This is a genomic window from Mesorhizobium sp. CO1-1-8 (assembly GCF_020164875.1).
In the GTDB taxonomy this organism is placed as follows: domain Bacteria; phylum Pseudomonadota; class Alphaproteobacteria; order Rhizobiales; family Rhizobiaceae; genus Mesorhizobium.
The window spans coordinates 1-18888 of record NZ_JAIUGZ010000002.1; the positions used below are offsets into that span (position 1 = coordinate 1).

Genomic DNA, 18888 nt, shown 5'->3' on the forward strand with positions numbered 1-18888 from the left:
GTCACCGTCTCGGACGGCGACGGACCGGCGGTGACCCAGACCTACACGGTCAACGTGACCGGTGCCGACGACGCGCCGACACTTGCCGCGGTGGTTTCCGGTTCGGTGGCCGAGGTCGATCAATCCTCGGCGACGACCGACAGCGGGCTGTCGGGGACGCTCAATGGCCATGACGTCGATGCCGGCGATGTGCTGGCCTACGGCATCCAGGGCGGCATCGACAATGGCGACGGCACGGTCAGCCTTGCCGGCAGCTATGGCACGCTGACGGTCGACACCACCACCGGCGCCTACAGCTACGCCAAGGACGCCGCAGCGATCGAGGCGCTCGACGATGGCGCCCATCCAAGCGACGCCTTCACCGTCACCGTCTCGGACGGCGACGGACCGGCGGTGACCCAGACCTACACGGTCAACGTGACCGGTGCCGACGACGCGCCCGTAGCGGCAAACGACACCAGCGCAAGCGTGGGTGCGATTGCGGCAACCGAGAAGAGCGGCACGCTCAACGGCTCGGGCGGCAACAATGGGTCCGGCAACGTGCTGACCAACGACAGCGATGTCGATAGCGCCAGCCTGACCGTCAGCGCGATCCGCACCGGCGGCGTCGAAGGTTCAGGCACGGGCGGTTCGCTGGGTGTCGGACTGGTGGGCGCGCACGGCACCCTCACCATCGCCGCCAACGGCAGCTACACCTACGTGGTCAACGAGAACGACTTAACGGTGCAGGCCCTCAACACCGGCGGCTCCACCACCGATACGTTCAACTATACGGTCAGCGATGACAGCCTGACCGACACGGCAGTACTCACCGTTACCATCAATGGTGCAAATGATGCACCTGTCGGTGCAAATGATACCAGCGCCAGTCTCGGTGCTGTAGCCGCGACCGAGAAGAGCGGCACGTTAAACGGGTCCGGCGGCAACAATGGTTCCGGCAACGTGCTGACCAATGACACCGACGTCGACAGCGCCAGCCTGACCGTCAACGCGATCCGCACCGGCGGCGTCGAAGGCTCAGGCACGGGCGGTTCGCTGGGTGTCGGCCTGGTCGGCGCGCACGGCACCCTCACCATCGCCGCCAACGGCAGCTACACCTATGTGGTCAACGAGAACGACTTAACGGTGCAAGCCCTCAACACCGGCGGCTCCACCACCGATACGTTCAACTACACGGTCAGCGACGGCAGCCTGACCGACACCGCCGTGCTTACCGTCACCATCAACGGCGCCAATGACGCCCCGGTTGGTGTGAACGACACCAGCGCCAGCCTCGGTGCTATCGCGGCCACCGAGAAGGGCGGCACCCTCAACGCGTCCGGCGGCAACAATGGTTCCGGCAACGTGCTGACCAACGACAGCGATGTCGACAGCGCCAGCCTGACCGTCAGCGCGATCCGCACCGGCGGCGTCGAAGGCTCAGGCACAGGCGGTTCGCTGGGTGTCGGCCTGGTCGGCGCGCACGGCACGCTCACCATCGCCGCCAACGGCAGCTACACCTACGTGGTCAACGAGAACGACTCGACGGTGCAGGCCCTCAATGCCGGCGGCACCACCACCGATACGTTCAACTACACGGTCAGCGACGGCAGCCTGACCGACACGGCAGTGCTCACCGTCACCATCAACGGTGCAAATGACGCGGCCGTGCTCTCGTCTGCCTCGGTCAATCTGACCGAAGGCAACACGGCCGCCGACATCTCGACTTCGGGCACGCTGACCATCTCCGATGTCGACAGCCCGGCGACCTTCGTCGCCCAGGCCGCCAATGTCGGAACCTATGGTACCTTCGCCATCAATGCGGCCGGCGCCTGGACCTACACCGCAAGCTCCGCCCATGACGAATTCGTCGCCGGCCAGCATTACATCGAGAACTTCGATGCGGTCAGTGCCGACGGCACCCACACCTCGGTGCATATCGATATCCTGGGCACCAATGACAACGGTGCACCAGTCGCAGTCGCTGATACCAATTGGGCGAAGGAAGACACCAATACAAGCGCAACTGGCAACGTGCTTCAGACACTCGTGCATGCCGGTGCACCGTCGGGAACGTTCTCGGACCATGCTGATACCGATCCTGATGCCGATACACTGGCTGTCTCCGCGCTGTCCGGTGGCATCGACAACGGCACCACATTCACCAAGACCGGAACTTACGGCTCGCTTGTAATCACCAAGGCGACCGGGGCCTACACCTATACCCTGGCAAACGCCCAAGGCAATGTGCAGGCTCTGGCGGCGGGCCAGACGGTCACGGACAGCTTCACCTACACTGTCTCGGATGGGCATGGAGGAACATCATCGACCAATCTGGCCGTGACGGTATTCGGCACGGACGAGCCGAGCAACACCCTGATCAGCACGGTCGTACAGGGAAATCAAGGAAACAACAACGATCCAAGTACGGCCACCATAACGTTTAGTAGGGCCGTCCATGCAAATTTCGCGAGCATTTCGGATGCAATACACATTACGTCAGGCGGCGCTCTAGTGCCAGGTACTGGAAGTTTTAATGCGACCCTTGATCAGTACACATTCAGTGTAGTGAAAACTGGCAACAATGGATCGACCTACAATCTCACAATCGACGCCGGTGCTTTTTCAGACAACATTGGAAACACTAACGCAATAAAAGTTATAAATGGCAGCCTCAAGCCCGCCGGCACCTCCGGCGAGCCCATCAATCTCGCCCTCACCGACCCCTCGCATGAAGGCGCCCTCATCACAGTCACGGTGAAGGACGTGCCTTCGGGCTGGACCATCGACGGCGCGACGCATAACGCCGATGGAAGCTGGACGACACAGACCAACGACCTGCACGGGCTGACCGTGACCACACCGGTCGAATTCACCGGCGCCGCCGTGCTCGACGTGCAACTGACCTGGACCAATGCCGACGGCACGACGGGCAGCGCGTCGATCGCCGACAATGTCGAGGCCTACGCGCCGGGTTCGCCGATCTTCGCTTGGTCGGGCGACGACGTGCTGACCGGCTCGAGCGGCAACGATCTCTTCGTCTTCTCGCAGCCGATCGGCGCAGACACAGTGCACAATTTCGACACCGCGGCCGACCAGATCGACCTTATCGGCTACAATGGATTGGCGGACTTTGCCGACCTGCAGACCCATATCGCCGACGATGCCCACGGCAACGCGGTGATCACGCTCGGCGACGGGCAGTCGATCACGCTGGACGGCGTCCATTCGGGTGCGCTGACGGCAGGCAATTTCGTCTTCGACCAGACGCCGGTGGTCAACAATTCAGGCACCATGACGATCGGCGACGGCGCTCTGCTGCCGCTGAGCGGCACGATCAACAATAGCGGCCTTATCTCGCTGGACTCGACGGGCAGCGAAACGCTGCTGCAAATCATCCAGCATGGCGTGACGCTGCAGGGCGGCGGACAGATCCTGTTGTCCGACAGCGCCGCCAACGTGATTTCCGGCACCGGACCGGATGTCACTCTGGTCAATATCGATAACACGATATCGGGCGCCGGCCAGTTGGGTGGCGGGATGCTGGGCCTCGACAACCAGGGCACCATCATCGCCTCCGGTGCGAATGCGCTCGTCATCGATACAGGGGGCAGCGTCGTCACCAACTCCGGCACACTGGAAGCGACCGGTTCAGGTGGCCTGACGATCACCGGCGGGCTGGCGAATTCCGGCATGCTGTTGGCCAATGGCGGCGACATCGTCATCCACGGCCAGGTCACCGGCGACGGCGATGCCACGATCGGCGATCTGTCGAAGCTCGAATTCGGCGGCGCCTCGTCGACGGATGTCACCTTCGCGCACGATGCGGCCGGCACGCTGCAGCTCGACGATTCTTTCGATTTCAGCGGGCGGATCGGCGGCATCACCAATGACGACAGGCTGGAGCTCGAGGATATCCTGTTCGGTGCGGGAACGACGGCCGTCTATCAGGCAAACCAGGATGGCAGCGGGGGAACGTTGACCGTTTCAGACGGCACCCACGGTACCGCTCTGCATCTGGTCGGCTCCTATGATGCGAACGGCTTCAAGCTTGCCGATGACGGCCAAGGTCATACCGCCGTTTCGTACAATCCGGCGGAGTTCACGCTGACAGGCGTCGGCGATGGAGGGATTTCAAGCGACTTCGTGGTGTGAACCAAAAGGGCCGCCGTCAGCGGCGGCTCACCTGGCCTGACGAGTATCGAGTGGGGTTTTGGACGTGGATAGCAAGTCTCGAATTGTGAAGGATGCGCTTCGGGCATGCCGCCGCTATTTCGTGGTTGCGGCGGCATTCAGCCTGGCGATCAATCTGCTCTACCTGGCCTCCCCACTCTACATGCTGCAGATCTACGACCGGGTTGTCACCAGCGGCAGCGAAACCACGCTGGTGATGCTGACCCTGGTGTTGCTGGCGGCCTTCCTTTCGCTGGCCGGCCTCGATTTGGTGCGCGCCTCCATCCTCACGCGTGCCAGCGCGCGGCTCGACCGGTTGCTCTCGGCAAAAGTCCTCGCCGCGTCGGTCGAGACCCCATCGCCGGGCTCCTCGCAAAGCCAGCCGATCCGCGATTTCGATACGTTCAGGCAGGTCATCACCGGGAGCGGCATCCATGCCCTGTTCGATCTGCCATGGTCGCCCATCTACATCGGCATCATCTTCCTGCTGCATCCGTGGCTCGGCTTCTTCGCACTGGGCTGCTCGCTGCTCCTGATCGGCATGGCCGTGCTCAACGAGTATATCGTGCGATCGCCGCTGAAGCAGGCCAACGACCTGGCGACGACCAACTATAACTTTACCGAGATGAGCCTCAGAAACGCGGAAGTCGTTCGCGCCATGGGGATGATCGACGGTCTCATCCGCCGCTGGGGGCGCGACCGCAACCTAGCGCTGCGGCGCCAGGCGGAGGCAAGCGATCGCGCCGCGCTGATGTCGGGCCTGATCCGCTTTCTGCGGCTCACCATGCAGTCACTGATCCTCGGCCTCGGCGCCTATCTGGTGATCGAGCGGCAGATCACCGGCGGCACCATGTTCGCGGCGAGCCTCTTGCTGGGGCGTGGGCTACAGCCGGTTGAGCAGATCGTCGGCCTTTGGCGCAGCCTGATCCTGGGGCGGGCGGCGTTGGCAAGGGTCGAGAAGCTGGTCGACGGGGGCGCGCAGAGCGAAAGATCGTTCAACCTGCCGAAGCCCACCGGCAAGATTTCGGTCGAACAGGTCAGCTTTGCAATTGCCAGCCAGCAGAAAGTGCTTCTCCGGGACGTATCGTTCCGGCTGGAAGCAGGCGAGACGCTGGGAATCGTCGGCCCTTCCGGCGCCGGCAAGTCGACGCTGGCGCGTCATCTCGCGGGCGTCATGCAACCCAGCCGCGGCACCGTCAGGCTGGACGGGGCCGACCTGTCGCAATGGGGGCACGACGCGCTCGGCGACCACATCGGCTACCTGCCGCAGGATATCGAACTCTTCTCCGATACCGTCGCCGCCAACATCGGCCGCTTCAAGACCAATGTCGACCAGGAGGTGATCGAGGCCGCGCGGCTCGCCGGCGTGCATGAGATGATCATCCGCCTGCCGCAGGGCTATGAGACCCAGATCGGCGAAGGCGGCGCAGTGTTGTCAGGAGGATATCGGCAGCGGATTGCTCTTGCCCGGGCGGTGTTCGGAACGCCGAACCTGATCATTCTCGACGAGCCGAGCTCCAATCTCGACGCCGATGGCGACCGCGCGCTGAGCGACTGCGCGATCGAACTCAAGCGCCGCGGCAGCACGGTGATCATCGTCTCGCACCGGCCCTCGACTCTGGCGAATGTCGACAAGATCCTTCTGTTGCGCGATGGCGCCGTCGAGGCCTTCGGCATGAGAAACGAGATCGTGGCGCTGCTCAACCAGCGCGCGGCGCCAATGGCGGTGGCAACCCAATGAGCTGTAGCCGGAGAGATCGATGAGCGACGGCGCCCTTACCTACCGGAGCCTGCCCGGCGAAACCGGTATCCTCGCCCCGGATTCGATCCGGGTGCCGGCCTATATCGGCCTGCTGATCATCGTTGCCTTCTTCGGCATCTTCGGCGGCTGGGCAGCCTTTGCCCCGCTGAACGGCGCCGTGCTCGCCGACGCCATCGTCAAGGTGGAAGGCAATCGCAAGAGCGTACAGCACTTCGACGGCGGAACCGTGAAGGAGATCCGCGTCAAGGATGGCGACGTCGTCAGGAAGGGCGACATAATGCTGAAGCTGGACGACACCAGGATACGGTCCGAGTTCAATCTCTATGCCCAGCAATATGCGCTGCTGCGTGCAACTGATGCCAGGATTCGGGCCGAGCTGGATGGCAGCGAGGCTGTTGCCTTCCCGAAGGACATCCTCAAGGAGCACGAGGCCTACCTTAGAGATGCGATGGCAAACCAGATCGCCGACCTGGAAAGCCAGCGCGCCTCGATGGCCGGCGCCAGGCAGATCCTCGAGCGGCGGATTGCCGAGCTCGAAGAGCAAATCCAGGGCAAGCAGGCGCGGGTCCAATCCTACCAGGCCCAGATGCAATCGACTATCGAGGAGAAGGCCAGCTTGTCAAAGCTGCTCAAGGCTGGGTTGACGACCCGCCCACGCATTCTGGAACTGGAAAGATCGGCCTCGGATCTGCAGGGCCTGATCGACGAGAACCTCGGCGCCGTAGCCGGCAGCCAACAGAGCAAAGCCGAACTCGAGGGCCAGATCGCGCAATTGACCTATGAGCGCCGCGCCAAGCTGTCGGCCATGCTGATCGATACGCAATCGAGCCTTTCCGACCTCGTGCCCAAGATGTTTGCCGCCCAGGCTGCCATGGACCGAGCCGAAGTTCGCGCACCCTATGATGGCCAGGTGATGGATCTCAGCGTCTTCTCGATCGGCGCGATCGTTTCGCCGGGCCAGACCATCCTCGACATCGTGCCGACCGAAAATTCGCTGATCGTCCAGGCGCAGGTTCGCGTCGAGGACATATCGAACCTGCGACCCGATATGGCTGCCGAAGTTCGTTTCACATCATACAAACAGCGCTCGATACCCATAATCCATGGCCGCGTCAGCCGCATTTCGGCGGATCGCATTACCGACAGCAAGACCGGGTTCCCCTACTATCTTGCCGACGTAGCGGTCGATCCTATGGAATTGGCAGCAGCCCCACAGATCGCGCTTTATCCGGGCATGCCAGCGTCAGTCATGATCGTCACCGAGGAACGCACCGCGCTCGACTACATTCTGGGCCCGCTGGTTGTGTCGTTCCACTCCGCCTTTCGCCAGAAATGACGGATTAGCCAAGTGACTTCGCTTTTGAGGTGATTCTAACGCAGAACGGTCCGAGATTATCGGCAGGCAAAGGACCTGACAATTCTCGCTGCTCTAGACGAGGCAGGACCAGTTCTCTCGGTCTGGCAATTGCGGGTCTTATGAAACCCCGCTTTTGAGCGGTCTGGTGGACCATCACGACGTTCTGAAGACCCCGAGCCAACAAGCCGACAGCCAGTCGCTCATGGTCTGCATGCTCCGTGCCGACAACCCCTCCGTTTCTTTGGTGCTGGATGTCTGATGATCCTAGACTAGCTAGCGATCGCAATTTTGGGCGGTGGTGACGGTACTTTTGGTGCTGGCGGAGACAGTCTGCGGAAGCCACAAGCATCGTCGGAACCGTTCAGAGCCGTGGGCGTATCACGGCGTGCAAATAGGCGGGTTGAGCGAGCGACGATGGCTCGGCTGAAAGTGTGGCTCGAACAGTACGTTGCGCACGGCGAGGGGCGATATGACTTTCTGTCAACCGAGTCGGGCAGCGCGCTGGCTGTTTCCCAGGAACATACTTGACTGGATTGCGTTTCCTATTCCGGACCTTTCCAAAACAGGGAGAACGGTGTCATGGACTGGAACCGCGTGGAAGGAAACTGGAAGCAGGTGAAAGGCAAGGTCAAGGAGCAGTGGGGTAAACTCACCGATGACGACCTTGACCGCATCGCAGGCAAGCGCGATCAACTCGAAGGCAAAATCCAGGAGCGTTACGGCATCGAAAAGGACCGTGTGCGGCGCGATGTCGACGATTGGTACGGGCGGCAGGGTTGGTAAGCATGTGAGCCCGGCTGTGGCCAATTCCAGGATGCCGCCCAACAGTCCGGCACCATGCGGGTGCTGAGCCTTGTCGTCGGTTGAATTTTGCAGCAAGGATTTCGTACTGTGGCAGAAAATATCTCTCGCAGGCAGGAGCAACGGGGGACAAGAAGAATTGTCATGTGGGCGATCGCATTTATCGCCGCGATTTTTCTTGTTCTACTGGCTATATTCGTGTTCGGCCCGTTGGTATGACTTTCATGGCGATGGTTGAGCTGCCTCCGATCCGGGGATGATCGAGCGTTGGTCGGGACCGCGGGCAGCGGCCACCCAGTGGGCAACTATGCTTCGGCCGAGGACCTGCGGCTAGCGCTGCTTCCGCGCCCGGGGCAAGGCTGCATACCTATCGCAGTATCGGTACGAAAAACCCGTTTCACATGAACACGATTTCGGATTTCGCCGGGAACATATCAGGAAACGATTGGTTTGGTGGCGGTACACCCAACCAGGAGATCCACCATGATTATCAAACTTCTTTCCACCGCTGTGCTCGCGCTCACATTGGCCACATCGGCAATGGCGCAGGCGAATGGATCCGGCTCCAACACTGGCACCGGCTCGAACAACGGCACCGGCGCTACGTCTGGAAATACAGGGGGCAACAGCGGCACCGGCTCTGGAACGTCGGTGAACCCTTCCGATCCCAGCACTACGAATTCGACAAATTCGACAACGAAATCGGGCGGCATGACTGACCGCTGCAAAGATGCGGCAGGCAACGATATCGACAACAACACCGCAACCGGCACGACAACATCGAATGTGCAGAACTGTAACAAATGAACTGGCTCCTCAATCCGCTGCCGGACCAGTGCTTCGGCAGAATCCGGCAGCGCATTGAACTGAGAGTAGTAAGTGCAGATGAACCGGCAGGCCGCCAAGCAAGCGTCGCCCCAATTCTTATGGTTGGCAGGAGCATCGGCGGCCGTCGTCATCGGTTTTGCCGCCTTTGCCAGCGGATCGGTTCGCAGCAACAGTCTGCGAGAAACCACGCTCATGCAGGCCATCGGCGGCGACCCTGAACGGGCCGTCCCGGCAATGATCCGCAACGGCTGTGGCGGATGTCACGAAATCCCGGGAGTGCCCGGTGCCCGTGGTACCGTCGGTCCGTCCCTGCAAGGCGTCGTCGAAAGAGGATATTTCGGGGCGTCGCGAGCCAGCCCGGAGGCCATGATGCGCTGGATCAGCAGGGCGCGGGACGTAGACCCGAAGACGGCCATGCCCAATACAAATCTGTCGCCTCAAGAGGCGCGCGACATTACCGCCTATCTCTATGCGCGAACATGAGTCGCGCTGAACTCATCCCACGGCGCAGGCGTCTTGCCAGCAAAAGCAGCAGCCCAAGCATCAACACGGCGGCGCCCGCCACAAGTGATTGAGCCGCCAGAACCATGATTGTCTGGCCTGTTGTCGAGCCCGCCCGCATCTGGCGTACATCGGCCGCGGTGACGCTGATGTTGGGATTTCCGAACCGAGCAGTGACGTAATTTGCAAGGGCTGCCACCTGGCCATCGTCCAGCCAGCCGCCGAAGGCTGCCATCGATTTACGCCCTGCCACGTCGCCGGCTTTGACGCCTTCAAGGATGGTCATGACGACATCCTCGGGCATGGCCGCGCCGGGGGTGCTGTTGCGGGTCAAGGACGGATAGGATCCGTCTGTTGATCCGCCTCCGTTCGCCCCATGGCACGTCGAACAGAGCGATCGATAGAGATCATCGCCGGTTGCGGTCCCGCTGCCTTGCGTCATCCCTTTGGTTCCAGGATCGCCGTCGACCGCGGCTGCGTTGCCCCATGAGAAACGCGGCTGCTTCTCGTCTCCCGGTTGGGCGGGCACGTCCCTGAGATAGGCGACAATAGCCTGGATGTCGTCATCGGAAAGATGCTGCAGGCTGTTCATGACCGTTTCCGCCATCGGCCCGCCCGCATAGGCCTTTCCGGGCACGGCGCCGGTTTTGAGAAATCGAGACAGCTCTTCGTTGCTCCAGCCGCCGACGCCTGCGATCTTGTCGCTGGTGATGTTGAAGGCGTGCCAGATGCCGGCGGTGCCGCCGGCAAGCTTGTGGTCTTCATCCATGCCGAACGTCGCATTCCTTGGCGTGTGGCAGGCACCGCAGTGACCGAGCACCTCGACCAGGTAGGCCCCCCTGTTCCATGCGGCGGTCCGGCTCCGATCGGGCGTGAAACTGCCGGTGTGCAGGTTCGCGAGCTTCCACAGCGCAACCGTCCAGCGCTGGTTGAATGGAAAAGGCAAGATGTTTCGCGGCCGCGGCTGGGAAATCGGCGGTTGCGCAAGGAGGTAGGACCGAATCGCAAGCACGTCCTCGCGGCTCATCGCGGCGAAGCTGTCATAGGGCATGGCGGGGTAGAGATCGGCTCCGTCGCGCCTGATACCTTTCTGCACGGCTTGCACGAACTCGTCCGCTGAATAGCGTCCGATGCCCGTGTCGGCATCAGGTGTGACGTTGGTCGAGTATACATCGCCGAAGGGTGTCGGCACGCGATAGCCTCCAGCGAACGGGCGGCTCGGATTGGACGTGTGGCAGCCGATGCAGTCGGCCGCTCGGGTAAGGTATTCACCTTTCTGGATCTCGCTCGCCGGCAGCTCGGTGCAAAGAGCCAGTGATACTAAGACGAGCGCGACCGCCCGAGAGATGATGACTGGGAATGGAATGCCCGTGGCAGGCCGAGGCGCGCACCGGCGGCGGATGGCCAATCTCCGGGTCTTTGGCATCGTCACAGTTCGCACCCGCTGAAGATCAGCCCTGCCACCACTTGCGCCAGCAAGATGAGCGTGAACAGCGCCCCGATGCCCACGGAAGTCCTGGCAAGGAACCCGCGCGTGCGCGCCTTCAGGGGAGGGATCGTGCCACGTCCGCGGTCATGAACGGCGTGCCACGACAGCAGCGCGCCTGCGAGGGCGACAGCGGCGCCTATCAATGAGAACAAGGCAGTGGGACGAAAGCCCGCATGGCATTGCCAGGATGCAATGGAATAATCGAGCTGCAGCGTTATTGCCCACGCAACTGGTCCACTGACCAGGCCTGCCCAGGAAACGCCGGTACGGATCGCCTGCATCTCACATCCTCGGAGCCCAATAAATCACAAGATAGAGCACGACCCATGAGACGACGACGAAGTCCCAGTAGAAGGCGTTGTCCGAGACGTCACTGAAGCGGCGGCCCGCTTTTCCTTTTTGTGTGAACATGAGAACTGCCAGGACGATCGTGTCGCCGACATCGGTAAGGAGATGCGTCGTATGCAGCCCGAGCAGGAACCAGACGATCGATCCGTAAGCGTTCTGATCCCAGGAAATCCGCAGAGCCGGAAATTCCCAGATGCGAACGATCAGCGGAAGAATTCCGACGATCGACATGACGACGATGCCAAGGCGAACTTTCGCGAGGTCTCGGCGACGTGCCCAAAACTCGATCATGTGGTTGGGCAGGACGCTCGCAACCAGAATAACGAGTACTGCAGTGCCCGGCAGCAGATCTGGCGCCGGGGCTCCAATGGGCCAATGCCGCGCCAGCACAGCCAGATAGAAGTAAGTGCCGATGGCCAAGACAAAACCTGTTGCCTCGAGGGCAATGAAGGCAAGGGTTCCCCACCACATCGGGCTCGCCGACCCGAAATCGTATGTGGGCAGGTGGCTGATGTCGGCGACGGGGCGGTGCCTCATTCCTCGTCCTCCGGTTCGCCTTTCGGCCAGAACCAACAGATGAAGCCGATCGAAACCGGGATCGCTCCCCAGACCACCGCCCACGGCGTGTATATCGAACCGAGAAATGCGCCCCCGACCGCGATGGCCGACAGCAACGGCCAGATCGAGTTGTCAGCCGATGGCACCCTTACTTGCGGCACCGCATCGGCGACCGTGCCCGCGAGCACCTCGCGGGCGTCGACACGCAGGCCTTCGACCACTGGGAGCACATCGGGCTCGGCCCAAAGGGGCTCGCGGTGAGTTACGACGGGCAGCCTCGAAAAATCGTAGGAAGGCGGCGGCGACGTCGTCGCCCATTCGAGCGTGCTCGCGCCCCAGGGATTGTCTCCTGCAATGCGGCCGTTGCGGAGGCTAAACAGGAGGTTCAGGAAGAAGAGCGCAAAGCCGGCGAACACCACCAGCGAAGAGAGGCTGATGAAGAGGTTCATCTCACCCCAGCCGCTCGCCGGCGGATAGGTATAAACGCGGCGCGGCATGCCTTGCAGACCGAGAATATGCATGGGGAAGAAGGTGAGATTGAACCCAAGGAAGACGAGCCAGAAATTCCAGCGGCCGAGCCTCTCGGACAGCATGCGTCCGGTGATCTTGGGAAACCAGTAATAAACGGCGCCGAGCAGGGGGAAGACGGCGCCCCCGACCAGCACATAGTGGAAATGGGCAACCACGAAATAGGTGTCGTGTACCTGCAGGTCGAGCGGCACCGAGGCGACCATGACCCCGGTCAGGCCGCCGATCACAAAGGTGAAGATGAAGCCGAGCACGAAAAGCATGGGCGTGGCGAAGATCGGCCGCCCGCCCCAGATCGTCGCAATCCAGCAGAAGATCTGAATGCCGCTCGGAATGGCGATTATCATCGAGGAAGCGGTAAAGAAGCTCTCGCCGAGCTGTGGCAGGCCGGTAGCGAACATGTGGTGCACCCACAGGCCGAAGGAGAGAAAACCAATCGCGATCAACGACAGCACGATCCCGAGATAGCCAAAGACCGGGCGGCGAACGAAGGTCGGCAGGATCGCGGAGACGAAGCCGGTCGCCGGAATGAAGATGATGTAAACCTCGGGATGACCGAAGAACCAGAACAGATGCTGCCACAGCAGTGCATCGCCGCCTGCAGCGGGATCGAAAAATTTTGTGCCGACCAGGCGGTCGAGGATCAGCATTGTGCTTGAAACCATCACCGCCGGCATGGCGAACAGGACGACGAAAGCCGTGACGAGGACGGACCAGACATAGAGCGGGATGCGGTCGAGCGACATGCCGGGAGCACGTTGTTTGAACACTGTGGCGATGATCTCGACCGCTACCGCGAGCGCGGACACTTCAGTGTAGGTCACCATCTGCGCCCAGAAATCGGGGCGTTTGCCGATGCCGTATTCGGGTCCGGCGAGCGGTACATAGGAAAACCAGCCGGCATCCGCACCGGTTTCGAAGGCGAAGGCGATCCAGATCATCAGACCACCGGAAAGATAGACCCAGTAGCTGAATGCATTGAGCCGCGGAAAGGCGACATTGCGAGTGCCGATCATCAAGGGCACCAGGTAAATGGCGAAAGCTTCCATCACCGGCACAGCGAACAGAAACATCATCGTCGTGCCGTGCATGGTGAACAGCTGGTTATAGAGATCGGGGCCGATGTGGCCGGCCTCAGGCTGGGCAAGCTGGAAACGCATGGCGAGCGCCGACAGACCTGCAAGGATGAGAAACAGGAAAGCCGTCACGATATAGCGCCGCCCGATCAGCTTGTGATCGACCGTGACCAGCCAGCCGTATAGGCCTTTCGGCGTTCGCCAGGCATGCGCCAGAAAGGTGCGCAGCCTCACCTCCTCGAGACCAGTGTCACGGATGCCTTTCAGGGCTTTGTGGGTATGCTCGGCCGGCTTTCCCGCAATGCCACTCATTCGAGGCTTCCGAGATAGGTGACGACCGCGTTGAGATCGTCGGCGCTAAGGGCAATGCGCGGCATCTTGGCGCCGGGCTTTATCGACTGTGGATCGGCAATCCATGCGGCGAGGGCGCCAGGGGTCATGGCCAGCGTATCCGCGGCCAGTGCACGTCGGCTGGCGAGATGGGTTAGATCAGGTCCGACCGTTCCGCTGGCAGGCGTGCCTCTTATCGTATGGCAGAGCGCACAGCCGGTGGAAAGAAATGCCTGTTGGCCGCGGCGTTCTTCTTCGCCGCCAGGCGCGGATGCAACGGCGTTTTGCCTGGATTGCCATGCTTCGAACGCTTCGCGGCTTTCCGCGATGACGGTGATGGCCATATGGGCGTGCTGATAGCCGCAGAATTCAGCACATTGGCCACGATAGATGCCGGGCTTATCGGCGATGAGGGTAAGCTGGGTTGGCCGGCCCGGAATGAGATCGCGCTTACCGGCAAGGTTAGGCACCCAGAAGCTATGAATGACATCGAGCGAATCGAGTTCGACCTTGACCGGTTCGCCGACCGGGACATGGATTTCATTTGCCGTGACGATCGATTGCGACGGATCATCTCCGGGATACCGGACCTCCCACCACCATTGGTGCCCTGTGATCCGCACGGCAAGCGTTTCCGTTCCGCTCAGCGAAGCAATGGATTTGCCGGCGAAAAAACTCGCTGTCGTCATCATGACGAGCGCCAGAACGGTCAACGCAATGGCGCTGCCGACAGCTTGGGCAAATCGGCGCTCCTGATGAGAATCGATCTCGAGCGGCGAGCGCGTTGTCTCGGACAGGCGGCGACGCAAAAGCGCTGCCGCCAGGACCAGCATGACAAGCAGCCACGTGGCCCCGGCGACTGCGCTGAAGGACCAGATCAGATCAAGGATTCTTCGGGCGTTCGCACCATGTGCATGGAGGGCCGACTGCCGATCGCCGCATCCTGCCAAGACCAACATCGGCGCTGCGCTGACCCACCTCAAACACTTTTGCGCGGCCTTTCCCGGAACTATGCCAGTCAGGATTTGCGTTGGACATGTAAAGGCAAGCGACATTCGCGGCCCTGTCCGCCTGCAAGAGCTGGCCAACGGACTTGCCATGAAAGATCCACCATCGTTGCCAAGGCCATAACGCGGCTGGGTAAAAAAGGATGCTTGGCCACACCGCCCGGCTGAAAACCGACGCGAAGCGGTGCGGCGGGAATCCACATGATCAAGCCTGCAAGTTGCTGGTCCTCGAGCGGGCCGAGCCCCCGTCACCCGGAAGAGCACCGGTTCATCCGGAAAGATCCAGAATGAAGCCAAGGAGGGGCGCTGTTCCCACCTCCTTGCGCTGCCTCTAGGCGTCCATCATCGATTTCGCCGGCTCCCGGGCGATATTTTCCTCTATGCGTTCGTGTCCCGGTGTGCGCGGCAGGGCCTTGCGGAAGTTCTTGGCGTAGTCCGCCGGCATTTTGGGCGGCATCAGCGGCTCATAGGCATCTACCAGCGCTTCGATCACGACAGGGCCTTCCGTTGCGAAAGCCTGGTCGAGAACCGTCTCGATCTGGTCGGCCCGCTCGATGCGAAAACCCTTTGCGCCCATCGCTTCCGCCGCCTTGGCAAAATCGATCGGCTGCAATTCGCAACCGAATTGCGGGTTCCCCAGAAACATCATCTGCTCCCAGGCGATCTGATTGAGCATGTTGTTCTTGATCACCAGAACCTTCAGCGGGATCTTGTAGCGCACCGCCGTCGAGAATTCGCCGAGCTGCATGGCAAAGCCGCCATCGCCGACGATGGCGGCAATCGGTCGACCGGGGAATGCTATGCCGGCAGCGATGGCGTAGGCCAGACCGCAAGCCATCGATGCCAGCGATCCGGACACCCCAAATGCCTGGCCGCTGCGAAGATCGACATGGCGGGCGGCCAGCTCTGTGTTCTGACCGGAATCCGTGGCCAGCACCGTGTCGTCGGCCAATCTTTGTCCGAACGCCCGGGCAATCGCTTGTGGCTTCAAGGGTTGCGCCTGCATGTCTTCCGACTGCCGCATCATCTCGCGCCATTTTCTCATGGTCTCCTGGGAACGGTGCAGGAATTCATCAGAGGGCTTCTGCGTCAGACGTTGGTTGAGCGCGCGCAATGTCTCGGCCGCGTCGCCGACAAGGCCGGCCTCGACCGGAAAGCGCAAGCCGATCCGCTGCGCATCGCAGTCGATCTGGACGCCACGAGCTTGCCCGGGCTGTGGATAGTATTCGATATAGGGAAAGGTCGAACCGACAATCAGCACCGCGTCACAGCTCTCCATCGCCTCTTGCGAGGCCAGGGTTCCAAGAATGCCGATCCCGCCGGTGGTGTAGGGATGGTCGTCCGGCAGTACCGCCTTGCCCAGCAAGGCCTTCGCGACAGGCGCCTGCAGCAGGCGCGCCGTATGTTCGAGTTCGGCGGCCGCGCCGAGGGCGCCGCGTCCGGCCAGGATCGCAACCCGCGAAGCGTCATTGAGAATGGCGGCGGCTTTGTCGAGCTCAACGTCCAGCGGTACGCTGTGACCGGCGAACATATCCTGCGGTGTGTGCGCCGGGCGATTGCGCTTGGAGCGCTTCGATGGATCGCGCTCCTGCTCCTGGATGTCGCTGGCAATCGAAAGGTGGGCGACGCCCTTGCGCGCCAGCGCGGTTCGGCAGGCAAGGCTGGCGACGTTTTCCATATGCGCGGCATCGGCGACATGGGCGTTATAAACGGAGACATCATTGAACACGCGGGTCAGATCGACATCCTGTTGCGTGAACGTCTCGATCAGATCGTGGAACTGCATGCCCGTAATCGCCAGCACTGGAGCCTGGTCGAGCTTGGCGTCATAGAGGCCGGTCAGAAGATGTGTTCCGCCGGGACCGGACGTCGCAAGGCACACGCCCAGCTTTCCTGTCCACTTGGCATACGCACATGCCATGAAGGCAGCCGACTCTTCATGCCGAACCTGAACGAAGGCAATCTTGTCGCGCCGCGTCCGCAACGCTTCCATGACGCCGTTTATGCCGTCTCCCGGCAAGCCGAACACCACCTCCACGTCCCAAGCGACGAGTGTATCGATCAGAATTTCTGCTGCATTTGGCATGTCAGGGTAGCTCCGGTGGATGGTGTCCGAACCGGTGAATCCCGAGTTGGTTCCTTCGACACGAAAATCGTGACAGTTTCTGGAAGCGATTTTCCAGGAGCGGTCTATTCGATCTGCTCGAACGTGCATTGCCGTGGCGCCTTGTCGGGGCGCCAGCGCAGCAGTTTGGTACCGTGGCGGAACCGATTGCCGGTGACGTGGTCGAAGCGGACCTCCACCACCAGTTCAGGTTCCAAAGGTTCCCATTGTCCGCTGCGCTCCGTGCTCCAGCGGCTCGGGCCGCCGGGCGCCTTGCCGGTGAATCCGGGCTCTGACCGCAGCCCTTCCAGCCGGCGCGTGAGCGCTCCTCTGTCGGTCCTGGCGATGGTCGACGTGAAGCCGACGTGATCGAGCTTGCCGTCGTCATTGTAGAGGCCGAGGAGCAGCGAGCCGACCTCACGACGATCCGCGAGATAGCGGAAACCGCCGACAACGCAATCGGCGGTGCGCCTCGGCTTAACCTTCACCATCGCACGTTCGCCGCACAGATAATGCTCATCGAGCATTTTGGCCACGATGCCGTCGGTCGATGCCTGGCCGGCTCTGTTTAGCCATCGAGCCGCCGTGGCTGCATCACAAGTGCACTTGGACAGGCGAAGATCTGGACTGTTCGAAGAGATCACGAAGTCTTCGATCGCTCGCCGCCTTTCGACAAGGGGTTTGCCCGTGATGACCTCGCCGCCCGGGCTGGCAAGCATGTCGAAGAGGATCAGACTGGCAGGCGTCTGCGAACTCAGTTTGCGGATTCTGCTTTGTGCGGGGTGAAGGCGCATCTGCAGCGCCTCGAAGGAAAGCTCACCGTCAACCTCGATGACAATCTCGCCGTCGATGACGAAATGCCCGCGCTTGAGGTCACCCAAAATCCCCGTGATTTCCGGAAAATAGCGGCCGAGCGGCTTGCCGGATTTGGCGCGCAGGTCAACGGTGTCGTCGCTCTTGAAAGCAAGGCAGCGAAATCCGTCCCATTTGGGCTCGTACTGCCAGCGGTTCCCGTCCCTGGGGATTTCATCGGCAAGCCTGGCCTCCATCGGAGAAGTGTCCAGCGGGAGCGGGAAGGCGTTTATCGGTTCATGCACGGGTCGGCCTCCAAAACCGGTTCAGGAACGGCTCCGGTTTTTCAACTTCCGGGACTGGCACCGCGTTCCATCTGACGGTTCATGCCTGGTTTTTCGCGATGGGACATTTTCATTTGCCGCCGGAACCCGGATGACGGCTGGCCGCTTTGATGTCATCGGCAACGCGAGCGGAGATGGCCCATCGATCCCTCATTGTGGACCGCTTTTGTCGGAACCGTCATTCTCATGCAGGTGCCGCCAGGTCCCGACAGCATGCTGGTGATGGCCCGCGGCATCGGACAGGGGCGCGGCGTGGCGCTGTTCACTGTACTCGGCATGACGCTGGGCGCCGGACTGGTGCAGCTTCCGCTGATTGCATTCGGCCTGTCCTCGCTTGTCCAAGCCTCGCCGCTGGCGTTCAATCTGCTTCGATGGCCGGGGCGGCCTACATCGTCTGGTTGGGTGTCCGGCTGCTGCTTTCAGCCTCGGCAACCATTCCCGCAGGAGACATCAAGGCCCTGCGGCCGCTCGCCGCCGCCCGGGAAGGAATGATCGCCAATCTGAGCAATCCCTGGCCTTTGATGTTCATGGTTGCGTTCCTGCCGCAATTTGTGGATCCGCATAGGGGTTCCGTCACGTTGCAGCTGGTGCTGCTTGGGGCAACACTGAAGATAACCGGTGTGCTGGTGCTGGGAGCCTACGCCTTGGCATCGGGCGCGGTCGGTGCATGGGTCATGCGGCACCCTCGCGCAGGGCTTTGGCAGCAGCGGCTCGCCGGCTGCCTCATCATCGGCCTCGGCGTGCGGATGGTGATCGGCGGCGGTACGAGCCGCTGACGAAGCGGATGAACGGCCGGGCCGAACACTCGACTTTGGCGACGCTGGATATTCCTTCAAAGAACCATTTTGTGCCACGTCGCCCGAATGACAGGCTTCGACACAAGCATTCTCTTCGATGTTCGGCTCCGCCGA

Annotated in this window: 13 protein-coding genes and 1 pseudogene; 6 read left to right on the forward strand and 8 right to left on the reverse strand. The window is 61.6% G+C overall.

Going from position 1 to position 18888, the window contains the following annotated elements; all coding sequences use genetic code 11:
* The 4 genes from LB558_RS03445 to LB558_RS03460 form a co-directional block, all read left to right on the forward strand.
* Positions 1–4134: beta strand repeat-containing protein (locus tag LB558_RS03445; protein ID WP_224696232.1), on the forward strand; the 4134-nt coding region annotated here is incomplete at its 5' end.
* A gap of 64 nt (positions 4135–4198) precedes the next feature.
* The gene (locus LB558_RS03450) at positions 4199–5893 is read left to right on the forward strand and encodes a type I secretion system permease/ATPase (protein WP_224696233.1); all 1695 of its coding nucleotides are present in this window, start codon (positions 4199–4201) and stop codon (positions 5891–5893) included.
* Between the two features lie 19 nt (positions 5894–5912).
* Positions 5913–7250, forward strand: a complete 1338-nt coding sequence (locus LB558_RS03455) for an HlyD family type I secretion periplasmic adaptor subunit (RefSeq protein ID WP_224696234.1) — start codon at positions 5913–5915, stop codon at positions 7248–7250.
* A gap of 600 nt (positions 7251–7850) precedes the next feature.
* The gene (locus LB558_RS03460) at positions 7851–8054 is read left to right on the forward strand and encodes a CsbD family protein (RefSeq protein WP_013533227.1); all 204 of its coding nucleotides are present in this window, start codon (positions 7851–7853) and stop codon (positions 8052–8054) included.
* A gap of 452 nt (positions 8055–8506) precedes the next feature.
* On the opposite strand, the gene LB558_RS03465 is transcribed toward LB558_RS03460, so the two are convergent.
* Complete coding sequence (locus tag LB558_RS03465; RefSeq protein WP_224696235.1) at positions 8507–9094, reverse strand: hypothetical protein; 588 nt, start codon at positions 9092–9094, stop codon at positions 8507–8509.
* 40 nt (positions 9095–9134) lie between these two features.
* On the opposite strand from LB558_RS03465, the gene LB558_RS33100 reads away from it, so the two are divergent.
* Positions 9135–9383 carry a c-type cytochrome gene (locus LB558_RS33100; protein WP_224696733.1) on the forward strand — a complete coding sequence of 83 codons (249 nt, stop codon included), beginning with the start codon at positions 9135–9137 and terminating at the stop codon, positions 9381–9383.
* On the opposite strand, the gene LB558_RS03475 is transcribed toward LB558_RS33100, so the two are convergent.
* The 7 genes from LB558_RS03475 to LB558_RS03505 form a co-directional block, all read right to left on the reverse strand.
* Positions 9355–10809: a c-type cytochrome gene (locus tag LB558_RS03475; RefSeq protein WP_224696236.1), complete on the reverse strand. Its 1455-nt coding sequence runs from the start codon at positions 10807–10809 to the stop codon at positions 9355–9357. The genes LB558_RS33100 and LB558_RS03475 overlap by 29 nt on opposite strands.
* 20 nt (positions 10810–10829) lie before the next feature.
* Positions 10830–11171 (reverse strand): hypothetical protein, encoded by a 342-nt coding sequence (locus LB558_RS03480; protein ID WP_224696237.1) that lies wholly within the window; start codon positions 11169–11171, stop codon positions 10830–10832.
* Position 11172: 1 nt separating this feature from the next.
* Complete coding sequence (locus LB558_RS03485; protein WP_224696238.1) at positions 11173–11775, reverse strand: heme-copper oxidase subunit III; 603 nt, start codon at positions 11773–11775, stop codon at positions 11173–11175.
* Positions 11772–13712, reverse strand: a complete 1941-nt coding sequence (gene ctaD / locus LB558_RS03490; RefSeq protein WP_224696239.1) for a cytochrome c oxidase subunit I — start codon at positions 13710–13712, stop codon at positions 11772–11774. The genes LB558_RS03485 and ctaD overlap by 4 nt, the downstream gene beginning before the upstream one ends.
* Positions 13709–14938, reverse strand: coding sequence for a cytochrome c oxidase subunit II (gene coxB / locus LB558_RS03495; protein WP_318011605.1), 1230 nt, complete (start codon positions 14936–14938; stop codon positions 13709–13711). Before coxB ends, ctaD begins: the two co-directional genes overlap by 4 nt.
* Before the next feature lie 130 nt (positions 14939–15068).
* On the reverse strand, positions 15069–16823 hold the full coding sequence (locus tag LB558_RS03500) for a thiamine pyrophosphate-dependent enzyme (RefSeq protein ID WP_224696240.1): 1755 nt from the start codon (positions 16821–16823) through the stop codon (positions 15069–15071).
* 104 nt (positions 16824–16927) lie between these two features.
* Positions 16928–17938, reverse strand: coding sequence for an ATP-dependent DNA ligase (locus LB558_RS03505; protein ID WP_224696241.1), 1011 nt, complete (start codon positions 17936–17938; stop codon positions 16928–16930).
* A 261-nt stretch (positions 17939–18199) separates the two neighbouring features.
* Between LB558_RS03505 and LB558_RS03510 the strand changes: the two are divergent.
* Positions 18200–18753 (forward strand): annotated as a pseudogene (locus tag LB558_RS03510) (LysE family translocator).
* Positions 18754–18888 lie beyond the last annotated feature (135 nt).

Coding starts and splice junctions, on each gene's coding strand:
- LB558_RS03465 (WP_224696235.1), bottom strand. CDS start 9,094: ATGAGCGTGGTTTCTCGCAGACTGTTGCTGCGAACCGATCCGCTGGCA.
- LB558_RS03460 (WP_013533227.1), top strand. CDS start 7,851: ATGGACTGGAACCGCGTGGAAGGAAACTGGAAGCAGGTGAAAGGCAAG.
- LB558_RS03455 (WP_224696234.1), top strand. CDS start 5,913: ATGAGCGACGGCGCCCTTACCTACCGGAGCCTGCCCGGCGAAACCGGT.
- LB558_RS03480 (WP_224696237.1), bottom strand. CDS start 11,171: ATGCAGGCGATCCGTACCGGCGTTTCCTGGGCAGGCCTGGTCAGTGGA.
- LB558_RS33100 (WP_224696733.1), top strand. CDS start 9,135: ATGATCCGCAACGGCTGTGGCGGATGTCACGAAATCCCGGGAGTGCCC.
- ctaD (WP_224696239.1), bottom strand. CDS start 13,712: ATGAGTGGCATTGCGGGAAAGCCGGCCGAGCATACCCACAAAGCCCTG.
- LB558_RS03485 (WP_224696238.1), bottom strand. CDS start 11,775: ATGAGGCACCGCCCCGTCGCCGACATCAGCCACCTGCCCACATACGAT.
- LB558_RS03500 (WP_224696240.1), bottom strand. CDS start 16,823: ATGCCAAATGCAGCAGAAATTCTGATCGATACACTCGTCGCTTGGGAC.